General features: G+C 41.0%; 22 protein-coding genes. 19 read left to right on the forward strand and 3 right to left on the reverse strand.

Annotated features, from left to right (window positions below):
* The first annotated feature begins 124 nt into the window (after positions 1–124).
* The 6 genes from ilvD (at position 125) to B3473_RS06080 (ending at position 7620) form a co-directional block, all read left to right on the forward strand.
* Positions 125–1834: a dihydroxy-acid dehydratase gene (ilvD, locus tag B3473_RS06055; RefSeq protein ID WP_154454824.1), complete on the forward strand. Its 1710-nt coding sequence runs from the start codon at positions 125–127 to the stop codon at positions 1832–1834.
* Positions 1835–1956: 122 nt separating this feature from the next.
* Positions 1957–3660 carry an acetolactate synthase large subunit gene (locus B3473_RS06060; RefSeq protein WP_264879651.1) on the forward strand — a complete coding sequence of 568 codons (1704 nt, stop codon included), beginning with the start codon at positions 1957–1959 and terminating at the stop codon, positions 3658–3660.
* Positions 3653–4135: an acetolactate synthase small subunit gene (ilvN, locus tag B3473_RS06065; RefSeq protein ID WP_154454825.1), complete on the forward strand. Its 483-nt coding sequence runs from the start codon at positions 3653–3655 to the stop codon at positions 4133–4135. The genes B3473_RS06060 and ilvN overlap by 8 nt, the downstream gene beginning before the upstream one ends.
* Before the next feature lie 68 nt (positions 4136–4203).
* Positions 4204–5226 (forward strand): ketol-acid reductoisomerase, encoded by a 1023-nt coding sequence (gene ilvC, locus B3473_RS06070; RefSeq protein WP_154454826.1) that lies wholly within the window; start codon positions 4204–4206, stop codon positions 5224–5226.
* Positions 5227–5337: 111 nt separating this feature from the next.
* The gene (ilvA, locus tag B3473_RS06075) at positions 5338–6588 is read left to right on the forward strand and encodes a threonine ammonia-lyase IlvA (RefSeq protein WP_235280778.1); all 1251 of its coding nucleotides are present in this window, start codon (positions 5338–5340) and stop codon (positions 6586–6588) included.
* A gap of 147 nt (positions 6589–6735) precedes the next feature.
* A complete protein-coding gene (locus tag B3473_RS06080; RefSeq protein ID WP_154454828.1) occupies positions 6736–7620 on the forward strand; it encodes an SPFH domain-containing protein in 885 nt (294 codons plus the stop codon).
* Positions 7621–7669: 49 nt separating this feature from the next.
* Here the strand turns inward: B3473_RS06080 and B3473_RS06085 are convergent, their stop codons facing one another.
* Together B3473_RS06085 and B3473_RS06090 are read right to left on the reverse strand one after the other, a co-directional pair.
* Entirely contained in the window at positions 7670–8410 is a 741-nt protein-coding gene (locus B3473_RS06085; RefSeq protein WP_154454829.1) for an amino acid ABC transporter ATP-binding protein, read from the reverse strand.
* On the reverse strand, positions 8410–9981 hold the full coding sequence (locus B3473_RS06090; RefSeq protein WP_154454830.1) for an ABC transporter permease subunit: 1572 nt from the start codon (positions 9979–9981) through the stop codon (positions 8410–8412). The genes B3473_RS06085 and B3473_RS06090 overlap by 1 nt, the downstream gene beginning before the upstream one ends.
* Positions 9982–10202: 221 nt before the next feature.
* Here B3473_RS06090 and B3473_RS06095 point away from each other — a divergent pair, with 221 nt between their 5' ends.
* The 8 genes from B3473_RS06095 (at position 10203) to sufB (ending at position 18423) form a co-directional block, all read left to right on the forward strand.
* Positions 10203–11042 carry an undecaprenyl-diphosphate phosphatase gene (locus tag B3473_RS06095; protein ID WP_264879650.1) on the forward strand — a complete coding sequence of 280 codons (840 nt, stop codon included), beginning with the start codon at positions 10203–10205 and terminating at the stop codon, positions 11040–11042.
* 140 nt (positions 11043–11182) lie between these two features.
* Positions 11183–11938: an adaptor protein MecA gene (gene mecA / locus B3473_RS06100; protein ID WP_264879649.1), complete on the forward strand. Its 756-nt coding sequence runs from the start codon at positions 11183–11185 to the stop codon at positions 11936–11938.
* Position 11939: 1 nt separating this feature from the next.
* The gene (locus B3473_RS06105) at positions 11940–13097 is read left to right on the forward strand and encodes a glycosyltransferase family 4 protein (protein ID WP_293677934.1); all 1158 of its coding nucleotides are present in this window, start codon (positions 11940–11942) and stop codon (positions 13095–13097) included.
* Positions 13098–13220: 123 nt separating this feature from the next.
* A complete protein-coding gene (sufC, locus tag B3473_RS06110) occupies positions 13221–13991 on the forward strand; it encodes a Fe-S cluster assembly ATPase SufC (RefSeq protein WP_154455421.1) in 771 nt (256 codons plus the stop codon).
* A gap of 77 nt (positions 13992–14068) precedes the next feature.
* On the forward strand, positions 14069–15331 hold the full coding sequence (gene sufD, locus B3473_RS06115) for a Fe-S cluster assembly protein SufD (RefSeq protein ID WP_154455420.1): 1263 nt from the start codon (positions 14069–14071) through the stop codon (positions 15329–15331).
* 1 nt (position 15332) lies between these two features.
* Positions 15333–16565: a cysteine desulfurase gene (locus tag B3473_RS06120; protein ID WP_235280782.1), complete on the forward strand. Its 1233-nt coding sequence runs from the start codon at positions 15333–15335 to the stop codon at positions 16563–16565.
* Positions 16552–17004: a Fe-S cluster assembly sulfur transfer protein SufU gene (sufU, locus tag B3473_RS06125; RefSeq protein ID WP_154455418.1), complete on the forward strand. Its 453-nt coding sequence runs from the start codon at positions 16552–16554 to the stop codon at positions 17002–17004. The genes B3473_RS06120 and sufU overlap by 14 nt, the downstream gene beginning before the upstream one ends.
* Positions 17005–18423 carry a Fe-S cluster assembly protein SufB gene (sufB, locus tag B3473_RS06130; RefSeq protein WP_154455417.1) on the forward strand — a complete coding sequence of 473 codons (1419 nt, stop codon included), beginning with the start codon at positions 17005–17007 and terminating at the stop codon, positions 18421–18423.
* 75 nt (positions 18424–18498) lie between these two features.
* Here sufB and pbp3 read toward each other — a convergent pair whose 3' ends face one another.
* Positions 18499–19728 (reverse strand): D-alanyl-D-alanine carboxypeptidase PBP3, encoded by a 1230-nt coding sequence (gene pbp3, locus B3473_RS06135; RefSeq protein ID WP_154455416.1) that lies wholly within the window; start codon positions 19726–19728, stop codon positions 18499–18501.
* 175 nt (positions 19729–19903) lie between these two features.
* On the opposite strand from pbp3, the gene B3473_RS06140 reads away from it, so the two are divergent.
* The 5 genes from B3473_RS06140 (at position 19904) to B3473_RS06160 (ending at position 25616) form a co-directional block, all read left to right on the forward strand.
* Entirely contained in the window at positions 19904–21559 is a 1656-nt protein-coding gene (locus B3473_RS06140) for a peptide ABC transporter substrate-binding protein (protein ID WP_154455415.1), read from the forward strand.
* A 111-nt stretch (positions 21560–21670) separates the two neighbouring features.
* Positions 21671–22585 carry an ABC transporter permease gene (locus B3473_RS06145; protein ID WP_154455414.1) on the forward strand — a complete coding sequence of 305 codons (915 nt, stop codon included), beginning with the start codon at positions 21671–21673 and terminating at the stop codon, positions 22583–22585.
* Between the two features lie 10 nt (positions 22586–22595).
* Positions 22596–23627, forward strand: a complete 1032-nt coding sequence (locus tag B3473_RS06150; RefSeq protein WP_168261390.1) for an ABC transporter permease — start codon at positions 22596–22598, stop codon at positions 23625–23627.
* 10 nt (positions 23628–23637) lie between these two features.
* Positions 23638–24684, forward strand: a complete 1047-nt coding sequence (locus B3473_RS06155) for an ABC transporter ATP-binding protein (protein ID WP_235280784.1) — start codon at positions 23638–23640, stop codon at positions 24682–24684.
* Positions 24684–25616: an ABC transporter ATP-binding protein gene (locus B3473_RS06160; RefSeq protein ID WP_168261388.1), complete on the forward strand. Its 933-nt coding sequence runs from the start codon at positions 24684–24686 to the stop codon at positions 25614–25616. Before B3473_RS06155 ends, B3473_RS06160 begins: the two co-directional genes overlap by 1 nt.
* Positions 25617–25680 lie beyond the last annotated feature (64 nt).

Raw genomic sequence — 25680 nt, forward strand, 5'->3', positions numbered from 1 at the left:
TCTAAATACCAAAATCTAATAAAAAAGAAAATTTAAAACAAGCAAAATTTTCTGAATATTCTCTTGACTTTATTTTATAAAATGTTAACATGGATTGTAAGATTTAAAGGATTGGAGAAAACAGATGAGAAGTGACATGATTAAGGTAGGTGTGGATAAAGCACCAGCCCGTGGTCTTCTTTATGCAACCGGGCAAGTAAAATCAGCTAAAGATATGCAAAAGCCATTTATTGCCATTTGCAATTCTTACATTGACATTGTTCCTGGGCACGTGCATTTGCGTGAATTGGCAGATGTTGCCAAGGAAGCTATCCGTGAAATGGGTGGTATTCCTTTTGAATTTAACACCATTGGTGTTGATGACGGGATTGCTATGGGGCATATTGGGATGCGCTATAGCCTTCCTTCTCGTGAAATTATCGCGGATGCTGCTGAAACGGTTATCAATGCCCACTGGTTTGATGGTGTTTTCTACATTCCAAACTGTGATAAAATCACGCCAGGTATGATTTTGGCTTCTCTTAGAACCAATGTGCCAGCGGTCTTTTGTTCGGGTGGTCCGATGAAGGGCGGCGTTGATATGACAGGGCATCAAGCGACCTTGTCAAGTTTGTTTGAAGCTGTAGGAACCTATCAAGCTGGCGATATGACCAAAAAAGAATTGGATTATTTGGAGCAAAATGCTTGTCCAACTTGTGGTTCTTGTGCAGGAATGTTTACGGCAAATTCGATGAATTCTCTAATGGAAGTTTTGGGACTTGCTCTTCCTGGAAATGGAACTGTTTTGGCAGTGTCTGACCAACGTCGTGAATTGGTGCGTCAAGCAGCTAAACATTTGATGGACAATGTTAAAAATAATGTGCGTCCGCGTGATATCGTGACCAAGGAAGCTATTGACGACGCTTTTGCACTGGATATGGCCATGGGGGGCTCAACCAATACCGTTCTTCATACCTTGGCTATTGCGCGTGAAGCAGGTATTGATTACGACTTGAAAGACATCAATGAAATCGCCAAGAAGACACCTTATCTGTCTAAAATTGCCCCATCAAGTGTTTACACCATGCACGATGTGCAAGAAGCAGGTGGTATTTCAGCTATTATTAACCAGTTGATTAAGAAAGGAACGATTAAAGGGGATCGCATCACTGTGACTGGTAAAACCTTAAAAGAAAATGTTGCTGGTGCTGAAATCAAGAACGAGGAAGTCATTCATTCGATTGAAAATCCTATTTCGCCAGTAGGTGGCTTGTCTATCCTTTATGGTAATATTGCTCAAGATGGTGCCGTTATCAAGGTTGGTGGGGTTGATCCATCTGTTAAGACTTTTCGAGGCAAAGCTATTTGTTGTGACTCGCAAGATGAAGCCCTTGAATTGATTGACAATGGCACGGTTAAAAAAGGTCACGTTGTGGTTATTCGCTACGAAGGCCCTCAAGGTGGTCCAGGGATGCCTGAAATGCTGGCGCCAACTTCTAAAATCGTTGGGCGTGGCTTGGGTAAAGATGTCGCCTTGATTACAGATGGTCGCTTTTCTGGAGCTACTCGTGGTATTGCTATTGGACACGTGTCACCAGAGGCAGCAGAAGGTGGAAATATCGCTTTGATTGAAGATGACGATGAGATTAGCATTGATTTGACAAATCGGACCTTGAATTTGTTGGTGGATGATGCAACCTTGGCAGAACGTCGCAAACATTTGAAACCATTTAAATCAAAAATCTCAAGCGGCTGGCTACGTCGCTACACGGCTTTTGCGTCGTCTGCAAACTTTGGTGGTTCTATGATGACCCAAGAAGAATTTGAAGAACGCAAGGCAGAACGTGAGGATTAGTCCCTAAATACGATTATAATATTTTAAAACTTTAGCTTGCTTTTATTTTTTTTAGTGGTATGATAGATACAAGAAGTTGGAATTTTTAGATAATTCAAAATATACTTGAAAAGGAGGTCCTTGTGAAACAGATTAAGTTAACCGAATCCAAAAATGGATCAGAATTATTATTGGAAACCTTAGCTAGTCTGGGGATTGATACCGTCTTTGGTTACCCTGGCGGAGCTGTCTTGCCTCTCTACGATGCCATTTACCAATTTGATGGTGTTCGCCATATTTTAGCCCGTCATGAACAAGGAGCCCTCCACGAAGCGGAAGGTTACGCCAAATCAACGGGGAAAATTGGGGTGGCTATCGTGACCAGCGGACCAGGTGCGACAAATGCCATTACTGGTATTGCTGACGGTATGAGTGATAGCGTGCCAATGCTGGTCTTTACAGGTCAGGTTGCTCGTTCTGGTATTGGAAAAGATGCCTTTCAGGAAGCGGACATTATTGGTATTACGATGCCCATTACCAAATACAATTACCAAATTCGTGATGTGGCGGATATTCCTCGTATTATCACAGAAGCGGTTCACATTGCAACAACTGGTCGTCCAGGTCCTGTTGTGATAGATTTGCCAAAAGATGTTTCAGAAATGAAAACAAGCTTTTACTATGACCCTGAGGTGACCCTTCCAAGTTATCAGCCAACGATTGAACCCAATGCCCTTCAGGTGAAGAAAATTTTAACGCAACTGAAGAAAGCTAAAAAACCTTTGATTGTTGCGGGTGGTGGCGTTAATTATGCCAATGCAGCAGAAGAATTGCAGGCCTTTGCAGAACGCTACAATATTCCCGTAGTGTCAACCTTGCTAAGCCTTGGTGTGATGCCAATTGAACACCCTCTGTCTTTGGGGATGGGAGGAATGCACGGTTCTTATGCTTCCAATATGGCCTTGATGGAATGTGATTTTATGATTAATTTTGGTTGTCGCTTTGCTGACCGTTTGACGGGAAATCCTGACACTTTTGCAGCAGATGCGGTTGTAGCCCATGTGGATATTGACCCCGCTGAAATTGGGAAAGTGGTCAAGACAAAGATTCCGATTGTAGGCGATGCCAAAGCTGCTTTGCAGATTCTTCTTGAGGCAGAACCTGTCAAAACTCGCCACGAAGATTGGACTGATTCAGTTCTTGCCAACAAAGCCAAAGCACCATTTAGTTATAAATTTGACGAAAATATTATCAAACCTCAGCACGCTATCGCAACGATTGGTAAGATTACCAAGGGTGATGCGATTGTGGTTACCGATGTTGGGCAGCATCAGATGTGGGCAGCGCAATTTTACCCATACAAAAATGCACGACAACTCATCACCTCAGGCGGCTTGGGAACGATGGGATTTGGCATTCCAGCAGCTATTGGAGCGAAATTAGCCAATCCAGATAAAGAGGTTATCCTTTTTGTTGGCGACGGTGGTTTCCAAATGACCAACCAAGAATTAGCCTTATTAAATGGTTACGGTGTTCCAATAAAAGTGGTTTTGATGAACAATCATTCGTTGGGAATGGTGCGTCAGTGGCAGGAGTCTTTCTATGACGAACATCGTAGTGAATCGACTTTTGATGACGAGCCAAATTTCCAATTATTGGCTGAAGCTTACGGCGTTAGTCATTACAAATTTACCAATCCAAATACCTTGGAGAATGATTTGACGATTATTACGGAGAATAGGCCGATGTTGATTGAGGTCGCTATTTCAAATCGTGAGCACGTTTATCCGATGGTTCCGTCTGGTAAATCAAATAGTGAGATGTTGGGGGTGACTTTCAATGCGTAGAATGTTGACAGCAAAACTCCAAAATTCAACTGGTGTTCTAAACCGTTTCACTGGTGTTCTTTCACGCCGTCAGGTCAATATCGAATCCATTTCCGTTGGTCCGACAATGGAACCAGATGTATCTCGCATTACGATTATTATTGACGTGGCGAATTTGGAAGAAGTGGAGCAAATCATCAAGCAACTCAATCGTTTGATTGATGTCCTGCGTGTTCGTGATATCACGGATATTCCGCATTTGGAGCGTGAGGTTATTTTGGTGAAATTGACCGCTCCAACGAGCAAACGTGCTGAAATTCTTGCAGTCATTCAGCCGTTTCGAGCGAGTGTGGTCGATGTGGCTCAAAAATCAATCACCATCCAAGTCACAGGCGATGCAGATAAAATCGAAGCTTTGATTCGCGTGATTAAGCCTTATGGCATTCAAAATCTTGCTCGTACTGGTGCAACAGGATTCTCACGGGATTTATCCTAAACAATTAACCAAGTTATCAACAAATGCCTAGGCATTTAGATATAAAAATGAAGAAAGAGAGATAAAACATGGCAGTAACAATGGAATATGAAAAAGACGTAAAAGTAGCAGCACTTGATGGGAAAAAAATTGCCATTATTGGTTACGGTTCACAAGGTCATGCGCATGCGCAAAATTTGCGTGATTCAGGTCGTGATGTGATTATCGGTGTTCGTCCTGGCAAATCATTTGACAAAGCCAAAGAAGACGGGTTTGATACTTATGAAGTAGCAGAAGCAACCAAATTAGCTGATGTTATCATGATTTTGGCACCAGATGAAATCCAAGCAGACCTTTATGCTACAGAAATTGCACCAAACCTTGAAGCTGGAAATGCCCTTGGTTTTGCTCATGGTTTCAACATTCGCTTTGAATACATTAAAGCTCCTGAAACAGTTGACGTCTTTATGTGTGCCCCTAAAGGACCTGGTCACCTTGTTCGTCGTACTTACGTTGAAGGTTTTGGTGTGCCTGCTCTTTATGCCGTTTACCAAGATGCTACTGGTCACGCCAAAGAAATTGCCATGGATTGGGCGAAAGGTGTTGGAGCTGCGCGTGTTGGCTTGCTTGAAACAACCTTTAAAGAAGAAACAGAAGAAGACCTTTTTGGTGAACAAGCTGTTCTTTGCGGTGGCTTAACAGCCTTGATTGAAGCAGGTTTTGAAGTGCTTACAGAAGCAGGCTATGCTCCTGAATTGGCTTACTTTGAAGTTCTTCATGAAATGAAACTTATCGTCGATCTTATCTACGAAGGTGGTTTCAAGAAAATGCGTCAATCAATCTCAAACACTGCTGAATTTGGTGATTACGTATCAGGCCCACGTGTTATCACTAACGAAGTGAAAGAAAACATGAAAGCTGTTCTTGCTGATATCCAATCAGGTAAATTTGCTGAAGAATTTGTCAATGACTACAAATCAGGTCGTCCAAAATTGGAAGCTTACCGTAAAGAAGCTGCGGAACTTGAAATAGAAAAAGTGGGTAGCGAACTTCGTAAAGCCATGCCATTTGTTGGGCAAAATGATGATGACGCGTTCAAAATTTATAACTAATTTTTGAAACGGCTCGCTTTTTAAAAGACCGATGGTTGTCATCGGTTTTTTATCTATGTACTGGATTCCTGAGGGAACGTGAGACATTTGGAAGAATAAGAAGGTAGGATTATGATTGTAGCAAAGGATGTTGTCCGTGCACATACGGTCTTAAAAGATGTTGTGGATCGGACACCACTGGATTTTGACCGTTACCTGTCGGAAAAATACGGTGCAACGGTTTATCTCAAACGTGAGAATATGCAAAAAGTGCGTTCCTTTAAAATTCGTGGGGCTTATTATGCTATCCATGGGTTGTCTGAAGAGGAAAAGCAGCGTGGCGTTGTTTGTGCTTCTGCGGGAAACCATGCCCAAGGGGTTGCGTTTACTTGTCACGAGATGAAAATTCCAGCCACTATTTTTATGCCAGTGACAACGCCTCAACAAAAAATTGGGCAAGTTAAATTTTTTGGTGGTTCTTATGTGACCATCAAATTGGTTGGGGATACCTTTGACGCCTCGGCTCAAGCGGCACAAGAATTCACCAAGGCAGAAGGCATGACCTTTATCGACCCTTTTGACGATGACAATGTGCAAGCAGGTCAAGGAACAGTGGCTTATGAAATTTACGAGCAAGCCCAAGAAGAAGGTGTTGTTTTTGACCAAATTTATGTGCCAGTTGGTGGCGGTGGCTTGATTTCGGGGGTAGCAACCTACATGAAAGATGTGTCACCTGAAATTGAAGTTGTCGGTGTTGAGGCAGCAGGGGCTCGTAGTATGCGGGCTGCATTTGATAAAGGACGTCCTGTCAAATTAGAAGAAATTGATAAATTTGCGGACGGCATTGCTGTGCAAAAAGTTGGGGAAAAGACCTTTGCTGTTGCGCGTAAATATGTGGATAAGTTGGTCGGTGTGGATGAAGGTTTGATTTCAGAAACCTTGATTGATATGTATTCTAAGCAAGGAATTATCGCAGAACCTGCAGGGGCAGCTTCCATTGCGGCTCTTGAAGTCATGAAAGAAGATATCAAAGGCAAGACGATTGTCTGCATCATTTCAGGCGGAAATAACGATATCAATCGTATGCAAGAAATGGAAGAACGTGCCTTGATTTATGACGGCATTAAACATTATTTTGTGGTGAATTTTCCACAGCGTCCAGGAGCTTTGCGTGAATTTGTGAATAACATCTTGGGACCTAATGATGACATCACACGTTTTGAGTACATCAAGCGTGCCAATAAAGGCAGAGGACCTGTTTTGATTGGTATTGCACTGAGCGATAAAAATGATTATAATGCTCTGATTGACCGCCTATCTGTTTTTGACCCGTCTTATATCAATCTGCACGGCAACGAAAGCCTCTATAATTTATTAGTTTGACCCAAAAGTTGCTTCCTTGAGGCAACTTTTTTCTACTTGACTTTTTTTGTGACAATCACATATAATTGTATTAATAAGTAAATACAAAAAAGAACGCCTTTTAAAGCATTCATGGGCAAGCCAGAGTTGGCTTGAAAGGAGAAAAGTATGATTTTTATTATTCTAGGTGTTTTAGTGCTACTTGCCTTGGGAATTGTAGCTAGTATGCTTTATGTGGTGCGTCAGCAGACAGTTGTCATCATCGAGCGGTTTGGAAAATACTACACCACCGCAAGCAGTGGCATTCACATTCGTTTGCCTTTCGGGATTGATAAAATTGCTGCGCGTATCCAGTTGCGCCTGTTACAATCTGAAATCGTTGTGGAAACCAAGACGAAGGATAATGTTTTCGTGACCTTGAATGTGGCAACGCAGTACCGTGTGAGCGAGCAAAATGTCATCGATGCTTACTACAAACTCATGCGTCCCGAGGCACAAATTAAGTCTTACATTGAAGACGCGCTTCGCTCATCAGTACCTAAATTAACCTTGGATGAATTGTTCGAGAAAAAAGATGAAATCGCACTTGAAGTGCAACACCAAGTGGCAGAAGAAATGTCCACTTATGGTTATGTCATTGTCAAAACCTTGATTACCAAAGTTGAGCCCGATGCCGAAGTTAAACAATCAATGAACGAGATTAACGCAGCCCAACGTAAACGTGTTGCCGCTCAAGAATTGGCAGAAGCAGATAAAATTAAAATCGTGACGGCTGCCGAGGCTGAGGCTGAAAAAGACCGCTTGCACGGGGTTGGTATTGCCCAACAACGTAAGGCTATCGTGGATGGCTTGGCAGAATCTATTGCTGAACTAAAAGCCACCAGCGTTGGTATGAATGAAGAACAGATTATGTCTATTTTGCTGACTAATCAGTATTTAGACACTTTAAACACCTTTGCCATCAAGGGAAATCAAACGATTTTCCTTCCAAATCACCCCGAAGGTGTTGAAGACATTCGCGCCCAAATCCTATCTGCTTTAAAAGCAAAATAAACAAAATCCCATCACTTTATTAAGTGATGGGATTTCTAGTTTTAGTATATTATTTTAAGAAACGTTGCAAGAATTCTTTGGTACGTTCTTGCTGTGGGTGTTCGAAGATTTGCTCTGGTGTGCCTTCTTCGGCAATAACACCCTTGTCCATGAAAATCACGCGGTCTGACACATCTCTGGCAAATTCCATTTCGTGTGTCACGATAATCATGGTTAATCCAGATTTAGCAAGGTCTTGCATGGTTTTTAAAACCTCTCCAACCATTTCAGGGTCTAGAGCTGACGTTGGTTCGTCAAAGAGCATGGCTTCTGGATTGACAGACAAAGCACGAGCAATTGCCACACGTTGCTTTTGCCCCCCTGACAATTGTTTGGGTTTGGCTTTCCAATATTGTTCAGTCATGCCTACTTTGGTGAGGTTTTCTTTAGCGATTTTTTCAGCTTCCTCACGAGAACGTTTCAGCACGGTCGTTTGTGCAACGACGGCATTTTCCAAAACGTTGAGGTTTTCAAACAAGTTAAAGGATTGGAACACCATTCCCAATTTTTCACGGTACTCGGTCAAGTTGTAGTCTTTGGCAAGAACATCTTGACCATGAAAAAGGATTTCACCTGCAGTTGGTTCTTCCAAAAGGTTAATAGAGCGAAGGAAGGTTGATTTTCCTGACCCTGATGACCCGATAATCGAAATCACCTCACCTTTATTTACTGAAAGGGAAATGTCTTTTAGCACTTCATTTTGACCGTAAGATTTTTTCAAATGTTTGATTTCAATAATCGCAGATGACATTATCGCACCTCCATAGTTTGGTTTTGGTTAGCACCTGTTGTGTAAGTATCGGCATCAAAACGACGTTCAATGAAACGTAAAATACGTGTGACCGTGAAGGTGAGAACAAAGTAAATGATTGCGATAATGGTAAAGGTTTGGAAATATTGGTAAGTCTGAGTGGCAACGGTATTTCCTGAGAAGTAGAGCTCGACAACAGAGATAACATTCAAGACAGAAGTGTCTTTGATGTTAATGACAAACTCGTTACCTGTGGCTGGTAAGATATTGCGCACAACTTGTGGCAAGACAATCTTACGCATGGTTTGTCCGTGGGTAAATCCAAGTGCTGTTGCCGCTTCAAATTGCCCTTTGTCAACGGCGAAGATACCACCACGAACAATTTCACTCATGTAGGCCCCAGTGTTGATAGAAACGATGACAACGGCTGCTAAAATACGGTCAATTGAGATACCGAAGGCTTGAGCAGTTCCGTAATAAATAACCATAGCTTGTACAATCATCGGCGTACCACGGAAAACTTCGATGTAAACATTAAGTACCCAGCCAAAGAGCGTTTGCAAGGCAGCAAGTACTTTATTGCCAGCTTTAGGTGCTGTACGGTAAACCCCGATAAGTAAACCAATTACAAGACCGACCACAGTACCAATGATTGAAATGAAGAGCGTCACACCAGCACCGCGCAAGAATTGATCCCAGTTATTTTTGAAGATCGTCCAGACTTCAGAAAAGAAGTTGCTATCAGCACTGTCACTAGCTTGTTCAGCAGGTTGTTCGTCAATCATTTTGTCCATCAAGTGAACACGTTCATCTTCAGAAATCCCTGCTAAAATGCTATTAACTTTGGCTAACATCTCAGTATCGTTTTTACGCAAACCAACAGCAATAGCAGTATCAGAAGCAGATGTGGTAAATCCTTTGCCGTCAGCAAAAGCAATCATTTTAAAATCACTATTAGCATTTTCAGCTGAGATAGCGTCTGGTCGTTCTGAAATGTATCCGTCAATGATACCAGATTGCAAGGCTTGACGCATTTGGTTGAAGTCGCCCATAGCCGTTTCTTTAACTGCACCATTGATTTGGTCAATCAGATTGTAAAGGTAAACCCCTTGTTGGGATGTTAATTTGGCACCAGAAAAATCATCTAGCGATGTCGCATTGGCGTAATCACCGCTTTTAGATACGACAATGACAGGACGGCTAGTGTAATAACTATCAGAGAAGGCAATTTCTTTTTTACGTTCCTCAGTTGGACTCATTCCAGCAGCAATCATGTCGATTTTTCCAGAGGTCAAAGCTGGAATTAAACCTGTCCAAGTTGTTTTGACAACGATAAGTTTTTTATCCAATCCCTCTGCAATTTTTTTAGCGATTTGAACGTCATATCCATTAGCATATTGGTTTGTTCCTTCGATAGGAACTGCACCATTTGAGTCATCGTCTTGTGTCCAGTTAAAAGGAGCATAAGCTGCCTCCATTCCGACACGAAGATACTCATCTGCGTGTATATGAGTTATTCCACTAAATAAAAACAAAGTGGCTAGAAAACAACTTAAAAGTAACTTTTTCATTTAAGACTCCTGTCTATTCTTATATCAACATACCATTTTACAGGAAAAGGGTGTTGATTTCAATACAGACTAATGTAAAAATAGCATATTTATACAATAAAATATTATTAGGATGCGTTTTATTCCTTGTTAGTAGATGGGTTGGCATTCTTTGTTTAGGGGTATTCTAAAAAAACGTTCATTTTGATATAATAAAACAGATATTAAATTTAGGAGGACCTATGTTATTCGTTGAGGTGTTAAAAGCAATCTTCTTTGGTATTGTGGAGGGGATTACGGAGTGGCTACCTGTTTCAAGTACAGGGCACTTGATTTTGGTGCAACAATTCATCAATCTTGACCAAAGCCAAAATTTTATGGATATGTTCAATATTGTGATTCAATTGGGCGCTATTTTAGCCGTTATTGTGATTTATTTTGAGCGTTTGAATCCGTTTCAACCTAGTAAAACGGCACGTGAGGTTCGACTCACTTGGCAATTGTGGTTAAAAGTTGCTGTGGCTTGTATTCCTTCTATTGTGATTGCAGTGCCTCTGGATGATTGGTTTGAGGCACATTTCAATTATATGATTCCTATTGCCATTGCATTGATTTTCTACGGGATTGTCTTTATCTGGATTGAAAAGAGAAATGCCAATGTCACTCCAAAGGTTACTGAATTAGCACGCATGTCTTATAAAACAGCCTTTTTGATTGGGTGTTTCCAAGTCTTGAGTATCGTTCCAGGGACCAGCCGTTCAGGGGCAACCATTTTGGGGGCTATCATTTTAGGAACTAGCCGTTCTGTTGCCGCAGACTTTACCTTCTTCCTTGCGATTCCAACCATGTTTGGTTACAGTGGTTTGAAGGCTGTGAAATTCTTCTTAGACGGCAATGTGCTCAGCTCTAGTCAAATCTTAATTTTGTTTGTAGCTAGTGTGACAGCCTTTATAGTCAGCCTTTACTCAATTCGCTTCTTGACAGATTACGTTAAGAAACACGACTTTACCGTCTTTGGTAAATACCGTATCGTTTTGGGAACCATCTTGATTGTTTACAGCTTAGTGAAATTCATGCTATAAGATAAGGTAAGTAGCTCGATTCGAGTTGCTTATTTTTTACTGCCTAGAGCTATTTTTAAAAAGGTAATTAACTTTTTAAAATTGAAAAAGCGCGACTTTTCCTGTATAATATAATGACTACTCGTGCGAGGTAATTTAGTATGGAAATGAAACAGATTAGTGAAACAACACTTAAAATAACGATTAGTATGGAAGATTTGGAAGAACGTGGTATGGAATTGAAAGACTTTTTGATTCCACAAGAAAAGACAGAAGAGTTCTTCTATTCTGTCATGGATGAATTGGATTTGCCAGATACCTTTAAAGATAGCGGTATGATTAGCTTCCGCGTGACTCCAAGAAAAGACCGTATCGATGTCTTTGTGACCAAATCAGAACTCAATAAAGATTTGAATTTTGAAGATTTAGCGGCTTTTGATGACGTGTCAAATATGTCCCCAGAAGAATTTTTCAAGACACTTGAACAAACCATGTTGTCAAAAGGGGATACAGATGCCCATGAAAAACTTGAAAAAGTCGAAGCGATGCTTGAAAATGAAGCAGACGCTGCTATGGCAAGTCAAGAAGAAGCAGAAGCATCTGATGAGGATATCAATCCGTCAGATTATGTGCACTATGTGCTTGATTTTCCAGACTTGAAGTCTGTCGTTGCCTTTGCCAAAGTCATTGATTTTCCAGTTGAAGAGTCTGAACTCTACAAGGACCAAGACAGTTACCACATGACGATTTTGCTTGATTTGCAAAATCAACCGTCTTATTATGCCAATTTGATGTATGCGCGTTTATTGGAATACGCTAACCCAGGGACAAAAACACGTGCATATTTACAAGAACATGGTATTGAGATGCTCTCAACTGCAGCCCTAACAAAATTAAAAATGATTGAGTTGATGTAATATGATACCATTTACAATTGATTACGTTCTTGTCCTGATTGGTGCCTTTTTGCTGTCTTTATTTTTGACGCCGATTGTTCGCTCTATCGCCTTTCGTGTGGGAGCTGTTGACAATCCCAATGCCAGACGCATCAACAAGCTTCCTATGCCAAGTAGCGGTGGTCTAGCCATTTTCCTGTCTTTTTTGGTGTCTGCCTTGATTTTAATGCCAAAGGTGTTAAAAGGCATACCAGGGGCAGTGTCTTATTTTGACTACATTTTACCTGTGGTTATCGCTGCTTTAATCATCACGGCGACAGGTTATATTGACGATATTTTTGAATTAAAACCTCGGACCAAAATGCTGGGTATCATTATTGGTGCGGTCATTGTCTGGGCGTTTACGGACTTTCGTTTTGATAGTTTTAAAATTCCATTTGGCGGGCCGCTGTTAGAGTTTAATTCGGTTGTGACCTTCTTTTTGACGGTCTTTTGGATTATTTCCATTACCAATGCCATGAATCTGATTGATGGGTTGGATGGTTTGGTTAGTGGGGTATCGATTATCAGCCTTGGAACCATGGCTTTGGTGTCCTACTTCTTTTTACCGCAAACGGATTTTTACTTGACCTTGACCATTTTGCTGTTAATTGCTTGTATTGCAGGCTTTTTCCCTTACAATTATCATCCAGCTATTATTTATTTGGGGGATACTGGTGCTCTCTTTATCGGATTTATGATTGGAGTGCTATCACTGCAAGGTCTGAAAAATTCGACGGCAGTATCGGTTATCACACCAGTGATTATCCTTGGGGTGCCAATCTTAGACACAACAGTTGCCATTATTCGACGCAAATTATCTGGTCGTCCTGCCACAGAAGCTGACAAAATGCATTTGCATCACCGCTTGCTAGCAATGGGCTTTACCCATCGTGGTGCGGTTTTGGTGGTCTATGGCATTGCTATTTTGTTCTCTTTGATTGCTTTGGTGCTTAATGTATCAAGTCGTGTCGGTGGCGTGTTATTGATTATCGGTCTGGCCTTTGCCCTCGAAGTCTTTATCGAAGGACTGGAAATTTGGGGTGTTGGTCGTACGCCACTCTTTAATACACTTAAATTTATCGGAAATAGCGACTACCGCCAAGCTGTTATGTTGCAATGGAAGCAACGTCGAAAATAATAAGCGATAAAAAAAGCCTTAAATGGCTTTTTTTGTTATAATGGGTAATAGCCTTATAGAAATGCGGTAATTTTCTGAAAATTATCGCGATATTTGATATTGATGAATGGGAGGAACGTACACATGTCTGTACTCGAAATAAAAGATCTTCATGTTTCTATTGAAGATAAGGAAATTTTAAAAGGTGTCAATTTGACCCTCAAAACAGGTGAGATTGCTGCGATCATGGGACCAAACGGAACAGGGAAATCAACCTTGTCTGCCGCTATTATGGGAAATCCCAACTACGAAGTGACTCAAGGTGAAATCTTGCTAGATGGCGAAAACATCCTTGAATTGGAAGTGGATGAGCGCGCTCGCCTCGGGCTTTTCCTTGCCATGCAATACCCATCTGAAATTCCTGGTATTACCAATGCCGAATTTATCCGTGCAGCTATGAATGCTGGAAAAGAAGATGAAGACAAGATTTCAGTGATGGACTTTATCACAAAATTAGATGAAAAAATGGCTTTTCTTGGTATGAAAGAAGAAATGGCAGAGCGTTACCTCAACGAAGGCTTCTCAGGTGGTGAGAAAAAACGCAATGAAATCCTCCAATTGTTGATGCTTGAACCGAAATTTGCCCTTCTTGACGAAATCGACTCAGGCCTTGATATTGATGCTCTTAAAATTGTTTCAAAAGGGGTTAATGCCATGCGTGGTGATGACTTTGGTGCCATGATTATCACTCACTACCAACGACTTTTGAACTACATTACACCAGATGTTGTGCATATCATGATGGATGGACGCGTTGTACTATCAGGCGGTGCGGAACTTGCTGCTCGTCTTGAAAAAGAAGGTTACGCTAAAATCGCCGAAGAACTTGGTTTGACCTACGAGGAAGAAGTGTAATGAATGATGTCAAAACCTACTAATTTCAGTAGGTTCTACTCGCGTAAATTAGGATAAAAAGGAGTAAACATCAACTTATGACAAAAGAAGCTATTCTTAATTTCTCACTAAGCAAGGCAGAACCCATATGGCTACAAGATAGCCGTTTGGCTGCTTTTAATAGCATCAAACACCTAGATTTACCTGAAATTAATCGTGTCAAATTTCATCGTTGGAATCTAGGTGACGGGACCCTTTCAGAAGACCAAGCTATGGCAAATGTGCCTGATTTTACAGCACTTGGGGACAATCCAAAACTTGTTCAAGTAGGGACACAAACTGTTTTTGAACAATTACCTACACATTTGATTGACCAAGGTGTGATTTTCACGGATTTCTACGCTGCCTTAGAAGAAATTCCTGATATTATTGAAAAATACTTTTGTAAGGCGCGTGGAGCCAAGGAAGACAAATTAGCAGCCTACCACATGGCTTATTTTAACAGTGCGGCAGTGCTTTACGTTCCCGATAATGTTGAAATTGACGAGCCTATTGAAGCTTTGTTTTACCAAGACAAAGCAAGTGCGGTGCCATTTAACAAACATGTGCTCATCATCGCTGGACGCAATAGTCGCGTGAATTACTTAGAGCATTTTGAAACAATTGGTGAAGGAGATGCCAAAGCTACCGCTAATATTGGTGTTGAATTGATTGCCCTCGATGGTAGTCAGGTGAAATATTCGGCTATTGACCGTCTTGGTGATAACGTAACGACTTATATTAGCCGTCGTGCCCGTCATGGCAAAGATGCTAGTGTGGATTGGGCGCTAGGTGTCATGAACGAAGGTAATGTGATTGCTGACTTTGACTCTGATTTGTATGGAGATGGTAGCCATGCTAATCTGAAAGTCGTCGCTGCCTCATCAGGACGCCAAGTGCAAGGTGTGGATACTCGAGTGACAAACTACGGTTGCAATTCTATTGGTCACATTTTGCAACATGGGGTTATTTTAGAACGTGCGACCCTTACCTTTAATGGTATTGGACATATTGTTCATGGGGCTAAAGGGGCGGATGCTCAGCAAGAAAGCCGTGTCTTGATGCTTTCAGATAAGGCACGTTCAGATGCCAACCCGATTCTTTTGATTGATGAAAATGATGTCACGGCTGGTCACGCTGCCTCTATCGGGCAAGTGGACCCAGAAGATATGTATTATTTGATGAGCCGTGGTTTGGATAAGGATACAGCAGAACGCTTGGTTATTCGTGGTTTCTTGGGCGCTGTTATCACAGAAATTCCAGTCAAAGAAGTACATGACGAAATGATTGACGTCTTAGATAAAAAATTGGAGAATCGTTAAAATGACTGCATTTGATGCTCTCAAAATTTATCAAGACTTTCCTATTCTCGACCAAGTGGTCAATGATGAACCTTTAGTTTATCTTGACAATGCTGCGACCACACAGAAACCACAGGCTGTTCTTGATGTTCTTAACGATTATTACCACACGACGAATGCTAATGTTCACCGAGGAGTGCATACACTTGCTGAGCGTGCCACCTCTCTTTACGAAATCAGTCGTGAAAGAGTCCGCCAATTTATCCATGCCAAATCGACCAAGGAAGTTCTCTTTACGCGAGGTACCACAACAGGGTTAAACTGGGTGGCTCGTTTTGCAGAAGAAGTGTTACAAGCAGATGATGAAGTTTTGATTTCCATTATGGAACACCACTCAAACCTCATTCCTTGGCAAGAAGCGTGCCGTAAAACAGGGGCAAAACTCGTGTATGTTTACCTCAAAGACGGCCAGCTTGATATGGCAGATTTCCGAGCAAAACTCAATGCCAAGACAAAATTTGTCAGCATTGCCCATGTGTCTAATGTGTTAGGCTCTGTGCAATCCGTTAAAGAAATGGCAGAGCTGGCTCATCAAGTTGAGGCCTATATGGTAGTTGACGGTGCCCAATCAACCCCTCACATGGCTATTGACGTTCAGGATTTAGATTGCGATTTCTTTGCTTTTTCTGGCCATAAAATGCTAGGTCCAACAGGTATTGGCGTGCTTTATGGCAAAGAAGAACTCCTAAATCGCATGTCCCCTGTCGAATTTGGCGGTGAAATGATTGATTTTGTCTATGAACAAGAAGCAACGTGGAAAGAATTGCCATGGAAATTTGAAGCAGGAACCCCTAATATTTCAGGAGCTATTGCCCTAGGTGCTGCGGTTGATTACTTGACCAATATCGGAATGGACGCCGTTCATGCTCATGAGCAAGAATTGGTTAACTATGTCCTTCCAAAATTGCAAGCCATTGATGGTGTGACGGTTTATGGGCCACAAGACCCTAGCCAGCACATGGGAGTGATTGCCTTCAATGTAGAAGGTTTGCATCCGCATGATGTGGCAACGGCCTTGGATTGTGAAGGGGTTGCTGTTCGTGCTGGTCACCACTGTGCCCAACCACTGCTTACTCATTTAGGTATTCCATCAACTGTTCGTGCAAGTTTTTACATATATAATACCAAGGAAGATTGTGACCGTTTGGTGGAAGCCTTGGTCAAGACAAAGGAGTTTTTCAATGGCACTTTCTAAATTAGATAGTCTCTACATGGCGGTTGTGGCGGACCATTCTAAAAATCCCCACCACCATGGCAAACTCGATGATACCACACCTGTTCATTTGAATAATCCAACCTGTGGAGATGTCATCTCACTTTCTGTTAAATTCGATGGTGACCGTATTGCTGATATTGCTTTTGATGGCGACGGTTGCACCATTTCAACAGCCTCATCAAGCATGATGACTGATGCAGTGATTGGCAAAACCAAGGAAGAAGCCTTGGTTTTAGCTGAGATTTTTTCAGAAATGGTCCAAGGACAAAGCTCTGCAGAACAAAAAAAATTAGGTGACGCAGCCTTTTTGGCAGGCGTGTCTAAATTCCCTCAACGAATCAAATGTTCAACACTTGCATGGAATGCGCTCAAAAAAGCGATTGCAATGGATGATAATGACGATAGAGAAGGTGATTAAATGTCTGAAAACAATGAAAAAGTAACACCAAAACCAATTGATCTTGGGGAATATCAATTTGGTTTTCACGATGATGTCACGCCTGTCTTTTCTACGGGAAAAGGAATCAGCGAAGAGGTTGTTCGTGAAATGTCAGCGGAAAAAGGCGAACCTGAATGGATGCTCGATTTCCGTTTGAAATCCCTAAAAATATTTAATGAAATGCCTATGCAAACGTGGGGCCCTGATTTGTCAGATATCAATTTTGACGACATTACCTATTATCAAAAAGCGTCTGACAAACCTGCCCGTTCATGGGACGACGTTCCAGATAAAATCAAAGAAACCTTTGAACGAATTGGTATCCCTGAAGCAGAACGTGCGTATTTGGCTGGTGCTTCAGCCCAATACGAATCAGAAGTTGTTTACCACAACATGAAAGAAGAGTATGACAAGCTAGGTATTATTTTCACAGATACGGATTCTGCTTTGAAAGAATACCCTGACCTCTTTAAAAAATACTTTTCAAAATTAGTTCCGCCAACAGATAATAAATTGGCTGCTTTAAACTCAGCCTTTTGGTCTGGAGGAACTTTTATCTACGTACCAAAAGGGGTTAAAGTGGATATCCCGCTTCAAACCTATTTCCGTATCAATAATGAAGCGATGGGGCAATTTGAACGCACGCTGATTATCGTAGATGAAGGAGCAAGTGTTCATTACGTGGAAGGCTGTACGGCTCCTAACTATTCATCTGCCAGCTTGCACGCTGCTATTGTTGAGATTTTTGCTCTCGAGGGCAGCTATATGCGCTATTCAACCATCCAAAACTGGTCAGATAACGTTTATAACTTGGTAACGAAACGTGCTACCGCGAAAAAGAATGCTACGGTTGAATGGATTGACGGAAACCTTGGTGCCAAAACAACCATGAAGTATCCATCTGTTTACCTTGACGGTGAGGGAGCGCGCGGTACTATGTTATCGATCGCCTTTGCTAATCAGGGGCAACACCAAGATACAGGTGCAAAAATGATTCACAATGCCCCACACACGTCATCATCTATCGTGTCAAAATCAATCGCAAAAGGTGGTGGAAAAGTGGATTATCGTGGACAAGTAACCTTCAACAAAGAGTCTAAGAAATCGGTCAGCCACATCGAATGTGACACCATTATCATGGATGATTTGTCACGTTCAGATACTATTCCGTTTAACGAAATCCACAATTCACAAGTCGCTTTGGAACATGAAGCTAAAGTCTCTAAGATTTCAGAAGAACAATTGTACTACCTCATGAGTCGTGGCCTTTCTGAACAAGAAGCGACAGAGATGATTGTTATGGGATTTGTTGAACCATTCACCAAAGAATTACCAATGGAATATGCCGTTGAATTGAACCGTTTAATCAGTTATGAAATGGAAGGTTCTGTTGGATAATAGAGAACGCCACACAAATAGGGCTTACCTTGTTATAAGGTAAGCCCTATTTTTTTACTTGAAAAGGTCTTATTATTAGAGTTTTTCGTTGACGAAAGTCACAAAATGGTTCCACCAAACTCTTAGGAAGAAACTTCTTTCCACGTTGGTTTTTGCGACGGCTGTCACACTAGGCTCTGACTCTAAATAGCCTGTTCCGACAATCTGCTTGTCATCGTAGCTAAAGGTTCCAACTTTTTGACCTTGGAGAATTGGAGCTTCGTAGCCATTTTCCTCCGTTTTAAAAGTTGCACTTGGTTCAGTATTGATACGGCAAGCCACTTTCAAATCTTTTTCAGCGACTGCTGTGACTGATTTTTCCTTACCGTCTTTGACAAGAGCCCTGCTCTTTTGGTAACTATCACCTGATTTAATCAATGTTTTCATCTCGAAATTGGCTTTAACATAATCCAACAAATCATTTGTTGCCTCAAAACGAGCATAGGTATTGTTTTCCCAGTCGTCTGCATTTAAAATGACGGAAATCACACGCATGCCATTTTCAACAGAAGTAGCCACAAAAGACGCACCAGCTAATTCGGTTGTTCCTGTTTTCAAGCCATCCACGCCATCGCGTTCATAAGGCATCCCTTTTAACATATAATTGTAGGTATGGATGGTTGTCCCATCAAAATCAGCTGTCGCTTGATTGGTAATTTTCAAAATATCAGGGTATTCGTTGATAAGGTGTTGAGCAATGATAGCCACATCTCTAGCGCTCATCATATTTTCATCTGAACTGCTAGAACCAGGGTAAATATTGTCGCCCAAGTAACTGTTGTTTAGACCAGAAGCGTTGACTAACGTTGCATCTGTAATGCCCCATTCCTTTAGTTGTTCCTTCATCATATCCACAAAATGGCTTTCGCTTCCACCAATTTGCTCCGCAAGTGCAATAGCGGCACTATTGGCGCTGGCAACCATGGCAGCATTAACCAATTGTTCAACAGTGTATTCTCGAGCTTCCATGGGCACATTGCTGGCGTCCGAATTCGCCGTTAACTGATACGCATAATCTGAAATGGGAACACGCGTATCCCAAGACAAATTGCCCTCATTAATCTCTTTGTAAACCATGTAAACCGTTAAAATTTTTGTAATTGATGCAATACCTGCGGGCGTAGTTGCATCTTTTTCGTATAAGACCTTTCCTGTCGTTGCTTCCACAGCAATCGCGTGCTTGGCAGGAATGTCAAAATCATCGGCAGAAACTTTAATGGTAAAGAAAGCCATCAAAATGGCCAAACAAGCAATGAACTTCTTCATCAATTCCATCCTTTGTCTATTAAAATAATTAGGTATCTACCATTATATCACAGTTTGCATGGGAGATAATCTGACAAAAAATTCTGACAAAAGTATTCTCTTTAAGATAAATTTATGTTATAATCTTATTTGTCAAATAATATAATTTTTAGAGAACAACTAGGAGGAGCGTCACATGTCACTAAATAGTAAAGCATGGAAACGCATTAGCTTAGGAGCTGTAACCCTTGTTTCTGCAGCTGTTTTGACAGCTTGTGGTGGGGGCAGCTCGACAACGTCTTCATCGAAAGATGAAATTAATTGGTACTTACCAACTGAAATTAGCACTTTAGATATTTCAAAAGTAACGGATAGTTATTCATCTATTGCTATTGGTAACTCAGGAAGTAACTTGCTTCGTCGCGATAAAAATGGTGATTTGCAACCAGATTTAGCAGCGAAAGATATCGAAGTTTCAGATGATGGTCTTACTTACACAGCCACTTTGCGTGACAACCTTAAATGGTCAGACGGAAGTGACTTGACAGCTGAAGATTTCGTTTACACATGGCAACGTATCGTTGATCCAAAAACAGCTTCAGAATATGCTTACTTAGTTTCAGATGCCCACGTTTTGAACGCCGAAGAGGTTATCAACGGAACAAAGAGTGTTGATGAACTTGGTGTCAAAGCAGATGGTAATAAAGTCATCTTTACTTTGTCAAGCCCATCACCACAATTCATGAGCTTGTTGTCATTCACAAACTTCATGCCACAAAGTAAAGCTTTCGTGGAAAAAACAGGCGATGACTACGGAACAAGTTCAGACAAAGCCCTTTATTCTGGTCCGTACACTGTAAAAGATTGGAACGGAACAAACGGTACATTTACATTAGTTAAAAATAACTACTACTGGGATGCCAAAGATGTTAAGAATGAAAAAGTTAACATCCAAACCATCAAAAAACCAGATACAGCTGTTCAAATGTACAAAGACGGTCAATTGGATACCGCAAGCATTTCTGGTACAGAAGCTATCTACAATGCCAACAAGAGCAATAAAGATGTTGTAGATGTTCCTGAAGCAACAACAGCTTACTTGGTTTACAACCAATCAGGTTCTGTTAAAGCATTGACAAATACAAAAATTCGTCAAGCCCTTAACTTAGCAACTGACCGTGAAGGAATCGTTAAAGCAGCGATTGATACAGGTTCTAAACCAGCAACTGCTTTGGTACCTTACGGACTTGAAAAATTACCTGACGGTACAGATTTGACAAATTACGTTGCTCCAGGATACAGCTACAATGAAAAAGAAGCTGCAAAACTCTTCAAAGAAGGTTTAGCTGAACTTGGAACAGACTCATTGACCTTGACGGTTACCTCAGATGCAGATAGCCCAGTTGCGAAAGCTTCTGTTGACTACCTCAAACAAACTTGGGAAGATGCTCTTCCAGGATTAACTGTTGAAGAAAAATTTGTCACATTCAAACAACGTTTGCAAGATTCTAGGAACCAAAACTTTGATGTTGTTATGAATGTTTGGGGCGGTGACTACCCAGAAGGTTCAACATTCTATAGTCTATTTACAAGCAATTCATCTTACAACTACGGTAAGATGTCAAGTCCAGAGTATGATGCGGCTTACGAAAAAGCTGTGACAACAGATGCTCTAGACCCAGCGGCAGCTGCTGAAGATTATAAAGAAGCAGAAAAAATTCTTTATGAAAATGCAGACTACAACCCAATCTACTTCCGTAGCACAGAATCACTTCAAAATCCTTCATTAAAAGGACTTGTTCGTAATTCAACAGGGTTGCAAGTTGATTTCACCTATGCCTATAAAGAATAATCTTTAAGCAGCATTCACTAATGGGCAAGAATTGGATATGACCAATTCTTGCTTTTGTTGACAGGAAAGGTCTTATCCTGCCAACAAAAGCAATAAAGAGAAGGAAATATTATGATAAAATACATTCTTAAACGTGTTGCGATTCTACTTGTAACACTTTGGGTCGTGGTTACCCTGTCGTTTTTCCTCATGCAAGTTATGCCTGGGACTCCTTATAACAATCCAAAACTAACAGATGAAATGATTGCTATGATGAACAAGCAATATGGCTTGGATAAACCTGTTTGGCAACAATATCTTACTTACCTTTGGAATGTTATTCATGGTGATTTTGGAACAAGTTACCAATCAATCAACCAACCAGTATCACGTTTGATTTCACAACGCTTGGGCGTTTCTGTACAATTGGGTGTGCAAGCTCTTATCATTGGTTTGGTTTCAGGTATTTTAGTCGGTGCTGCTTCAGCCCGTAACAAAAATAACTGGATTGATGGTGTGCTTAGTGTTATCTCCACATTAGGTATCTCAGTACCATCTTTCATTACAGGTCTATTCTTGTTGGTATTGTTCGGATTTAAATGGAATCTATTCCCATTAGCTGGTTGGGGTACGTTTGCTCAAACTGTCCTCCCATCAGTTGCCTTAGCTATTCCAGTTTTTGCTCAAGTGACACGATTCTTTAGGGGTCAAATGATTGAAACATTGAGTTCAGATTACATCCAATTAGCTATTGCTAAAGGTTTGACAAGACGTCAAGTCACACGCAAACACGCTTACCGTAACTCAATGATTCCTGTCTTAACGTTAGTAGGACCAATGGCTGCTAACCTTCTAACAGGTTCTGCCTTGATTGAACAAATTTTCTCAATTCCAGGAATTGGACAACAATTTGTAACGTCTATCCCTGCTAAAGATTATCCTGTTATCATGGGAACAACTATTGTTTATGCAATGATGTTGATGGTAGCTATTTTGATCACAGATATTGCAACAAGTATAGTTGATCCACGTGTACGCTTGCAATAAGGAGAAAAAGATGGCAGAAAAAAATAGAGAATTTAAACTTGTTGGCATCGGTTCAGCAAATATGCAAGAAAAAATTGAGAAGCCTGCTCTTTCTTTTATGCAAGATGCATGGCGTCGTCTCAAGAAAAATAAATTAGCCGTTATTTCAATGTGGTTCTTAGCTTTCTTGATCGTTTTCTCAATTGCTTCAGTTGCTTTTGTAACCCGTGATGAAGCCAACGCCTTTAATACAAAGGAAGTGACGACTTACCGTAACCTTCCACCGAAATTAAGTGGTGATCTTCCATTCTGGAATGGTACCATTACTTATTCTGGAAACACAGAACCAACTAATGTTTATAAAGAACAAGGGGTTCCTGAAGGAACAAAATTCATCTTAGGTACAGATAACCTAGGTCGTAGCCTTGCCAAACGTATCATCGTTGGGGTACGTATTTCCCTTCTTATTGCGATTGTTGCGACATTGATTGACCTTTTAATCGGGGTAACCTATGGTCTGATTTCAGGTTACGTTGGTGGACGCGTCGATATGGTCATGCAACGTATTATCGAGGTTGTTTCATCAATTCCTAACTTGGTTATCGTTACCATGCTTGGTCTTTTGCTAGGAAATGGTATTACTTCAATTATCATTTCAATTGCCATCGTTGGATGGACTTCAATGGCGCGTCAAGTGCGTAACTTGACCTTATCTTACCGTGAACAAGAGTTTGTTTTGGCAGCTCGTTCGCTTGGTGAAAGTGCACCAAAAATTGCCTTTAAACATATCCTTCCAAATATTTCAGGGATTATTATCGTTCAAATCATGATGACCGTTCCAAGTGCCATCATGTATGAAGCAGTCCTTTCTGCGATTAACCTAGGGGTAAAACCACCAACGGCTTCACTAGGTTCATTGATTACGGATGCTCAAGAATACTTACAATACTATCCATATCAAGTAATACTACCTTCAATGGCCTTGGTATTGATTTCACTTGCCTTTATTTTATTGGGTGATGGTCTTCGTGATGCATTTGATCCAAAATCTGGTGATCGTTAGGAGGAAAAAGATGAGTGAAGAAACAATTTTACAAGTTAAAAACCTCCGAGTAGATTTTCACACCTATGCTGGAGAAATTAAAGCGATTCGCGATGTCAATTTTGACCTTAAAAAAGGGGAAACCCTTGCTATCGTAGGTGAATCAGGTTCAGGTAAATCTGTAACAACTAAAACATTGATGGGCTTGTCAGCTCCTAATGCGAACATTACAGGTGCTATTGACTTTATGGGCAAAAAATTGCTTGACCTTAAAGAAGACGAATGGACTAAAGTTCGTGGGAATGAAATTGCCATGATCTTCCAAGATCCAATGACCAGTCTTGACCCAACTATGCGAATTGGTCAACAAATCGCTGAACCAATTATGATTCACGAAAAAGTATCAAAACAAGAAGCTCTCAAACGTGCTTTGGAATTGATGAAAAGTGTAGGTATTCCAAAAGCTGAAGAACATATCAATGATTACCCACACCAATGGTCAGGGGGAATGCGTCAACGTGCCGTTATCGCTATTGCCCTAGCAGCCAACCCAGATGTTTTGATTGCCGACGAACCAACAACAGCCCTAGACGTAACGATCCAAGCCCAAATTTTGAGCTTGATGAAGAAAATTCAAAAAGAACGTAATTCATCAATTGTCTTTATTACCCACGACTTAGGTGTTGTTGCTGGTATGGCTGATCGTGTTGCTGTTATGTATGCTGGTAAAATCATTGAGTATGGAACAGTAGATGAAGTTTTCTACAATCCACAACACCCATACACTTGGGGATTGTTGAATTCTATGCCAACAACAGACACAGAAGCAGGTAGCCTTCAATCTATTCCTGGAACACCACCAGATCTTCTTAATCCTCCAAAAGGGGATGCCTTTGCACCACGTAATGAATTTGCTTTAGATATTGATTACGAAGAAGAACCACCACTCTTTAAAGTGAGTGATACGCATTACGCTGCAACATGGCTATTAGATGAACGCTCGCCTAAAGTAGAACCACCATTGCCAATTCAAAAACGTTGGGCGAAATGGAAAGAGCTTGAAGGGAGAAAAGCTTAATGACTGAAAACAAAAAAAAGCTTGTCGAGCTTAAAAATGTGTCATTGTCATTTAACGAAGGAAAAAGGAACGAAGTAAAAGCGATCGACAATATCAGTTTTGATATTTATGAAGGTGAAGTCTTTGGTCTTGTGGGTGAATCAGGATCAGGGAAAACCACCGTTGGTCGTGCTATCCTAAAATTATATGATATCAGTAAAGGTGAGATTGACTTTGACGGTGAAACCATTTCTCATCTAAAAGGAAAAGAATTACACGAATTCCGTAAAAATGTTCAAATGATCTTCCAAGATCCTCAAGCCAGCTTGAACGGACGTATGAAAATCCGTGATATTGTTGCAGAAGGACTTGATGTACATAAATTGGTTAAAACGAAAGAAGAGCGTGACCAAAGAGTTCAAGAATTGCTTGCCTTGGTTGGTTTGAATAAAGACCACTTAACACGTTACCCACACGAGTTTTCAGGTGGTCAACGTCAACGTATCGGTATTGCACGCGCATTGGCCGTACAACCTAAATTTATCATCGCTGACGAGCCAATTTCAGCTTTGGACGTATCAATTCAGGCACAGGTTGTTAACCTAATGCAAAAACTTCAAAGAGAACAAGGCTTAACCTACCTTTTCATTGCCCATGACCTCTCAATGGTGAAATACATCTCTGACCGTATTGGGGTTATGCACTGGGGTAAAATGCTTGAAATAGGGACATCTGACGACGTTTATAACCACCCTATCCATCCATATACTAAGAGCCTATTAAGTGCTATTCCTGAGCCAGATCCAGAGTCAGAACGCACTCGTGTTCACACTGAGTACGATCCAAGTCAGGAATTGGACGGACAAGAACGTCAAATGCACGAAATCACTCCAGGACATTTTGTCCTTTCAACACCAGAAGAAGCCGAAGAGTACCGCAAAATGCATCAATAAACTCTTTGCTATATCAGAACAGTAGTCAAATACGACTACTGTTTTTTGTGTATTAAGAAAAAAA

It is taken from the genome of Streptococcus sp. UBA632, assembly GCF_002300045.1.
In the GTDB taxonomy this organism is placed as follows: domain Bacteria; phylum Bacillota; class Bacilli; order Lactobacillales; family Streptococcaceae; genus Streptococcus; species Streptococcus alactolyticus.

Coding starts and splice junctions, on each gene's coding strand:
- ilvD (WP_154454824.1), top strand. CDS start 125: ATGAGAAGTGACATGATTAAGGTAGGTGTGGATAAAGCACCAGCCCGT.
- ilvN (WP_154454825.1), top strand. CDS start 3,653: ATGCGTAGAATGTTGACAGCAAAACTCCAAAATTCAACTGGTGTTCTA.
- ilvC (WP_154454826.1), top strand. CDS start 4,204: ATGGCAGTAACAATGGAATATGAAAAAGACGTAAAAGTAGCAGCACTT.
- ilvA (WP_235280778.1), top strand. CDS start 5,338: ATGATTGTAGCAAAGGATGTTGTCCGTGCACATACGGTCTTAAAAGAT.
- B3473_RS06080 (WP_154454828.1), top strand. CDS start 6,736: ATGATTTTTATTATTCTAGGTGTTTTAGTGCTACTTGCCTTGGGAATT.
- B3473_RS06085 (WP_154454829.1), bottom strand. CDS start 8,410: ATGTCATCTGCGATTATTGAAATCAAACATTTGAAAAAATCTTACGGT.
- B3473_RS06090 (WP_154454830.1), bottom strand. CDS start 9,981: ATGAAAAAGTTACTTTTAAGTTGTTTTCTAGCCACTTTGTTTTTATTT.
- B3473_RS06095 (WP_264879650.1), top strand. CDS start 10,203: ATGTTATTCGTTGAGGTGTTAAAAGCAATCTTCTTTGGTATTGTGGAG.
- mecA (WP_264879649.1), top strand. CDS start 11,183: ATGGAAATGAAACAGATTAGTGAAACAACACTTAAAATAACGATTAGT.
- B3473_RS06105 (WP_293677934.1), top strand. CDS start 11,940: ATGATACCATTTACAATTGATTACGTTCTTGTCCTGATTGGTGCCTTT.
- sufC (WP_154455421.1), top strand. CDS start 13,221: ATGTCTGTACTCGAAATAAAAGATCTTCATGTTTCTATTGAAGATAAG.
- sufD (WP_154455420.1), top strand. CDS start 14,069: ATGACAAAAGAAGCTATTCTTAATTTCTCACTAAGCAAGGCAGAACCC.
- B3473_RS06120 (WP_235280782.1), top strand. CDS start 15,333: ATGACTGCATTTGATGCTCTCAAAATTTATCAAGACTTTCCTATTCTC.
- sufU (WP_154455418.1), top strand. CDS start 16,552: ATGGCACTTTCTAAATTAGATAGTCTCTACATGGCGGTTGTGGCGGAC.
- sufB (WP_154455417.1), top strand. CDS start 17,005: ATGTCTGAAAACAATGAAAAAGTAACACCAAAACCAATTGATCTTGGG.
- pbp3 (WP_154455416.1), bottom strand. CDS start 19,728: ATGAAGAAGTTCATTGCTTGTTTGGCCATTTTGATGGCTTTCTTTACC.
- B3473_RS06140 (WP_154455415.1), top strand. CDS start 19,904: ATGTCACTAAATAGTAAAGCATGGAAACGCATTAGCTTAGGAGCTGTA.
- B3473_RS06145 (WP_154455414.1), top strand. CDS start 21,671: ATGATAAAATACATTCTTAAACGTGTTGCGATTCTACTTGTAACACTT.
- B3473_RS06150 (WP_168261390.1), top strand. CDS start 22,596: ATGGCAGAAAAAAATAGAGAATTTAAACTTGTTGGCATCGGTTCAGCA.
- B3473_RS06155 (WP_235280784.1), top strand. CDS start 23,638: ATGAGTGAAGAAACAATTTTACAAGTTAAAAACCTCCGAGTAGATTTT.
- B3473_RS06160 (WP_168261388.1), top strand. CDS start 24,684: ATGACTGAAAACAAAAAAAAGCTTGTCGAGCTTAAAAATGTGTCATTG.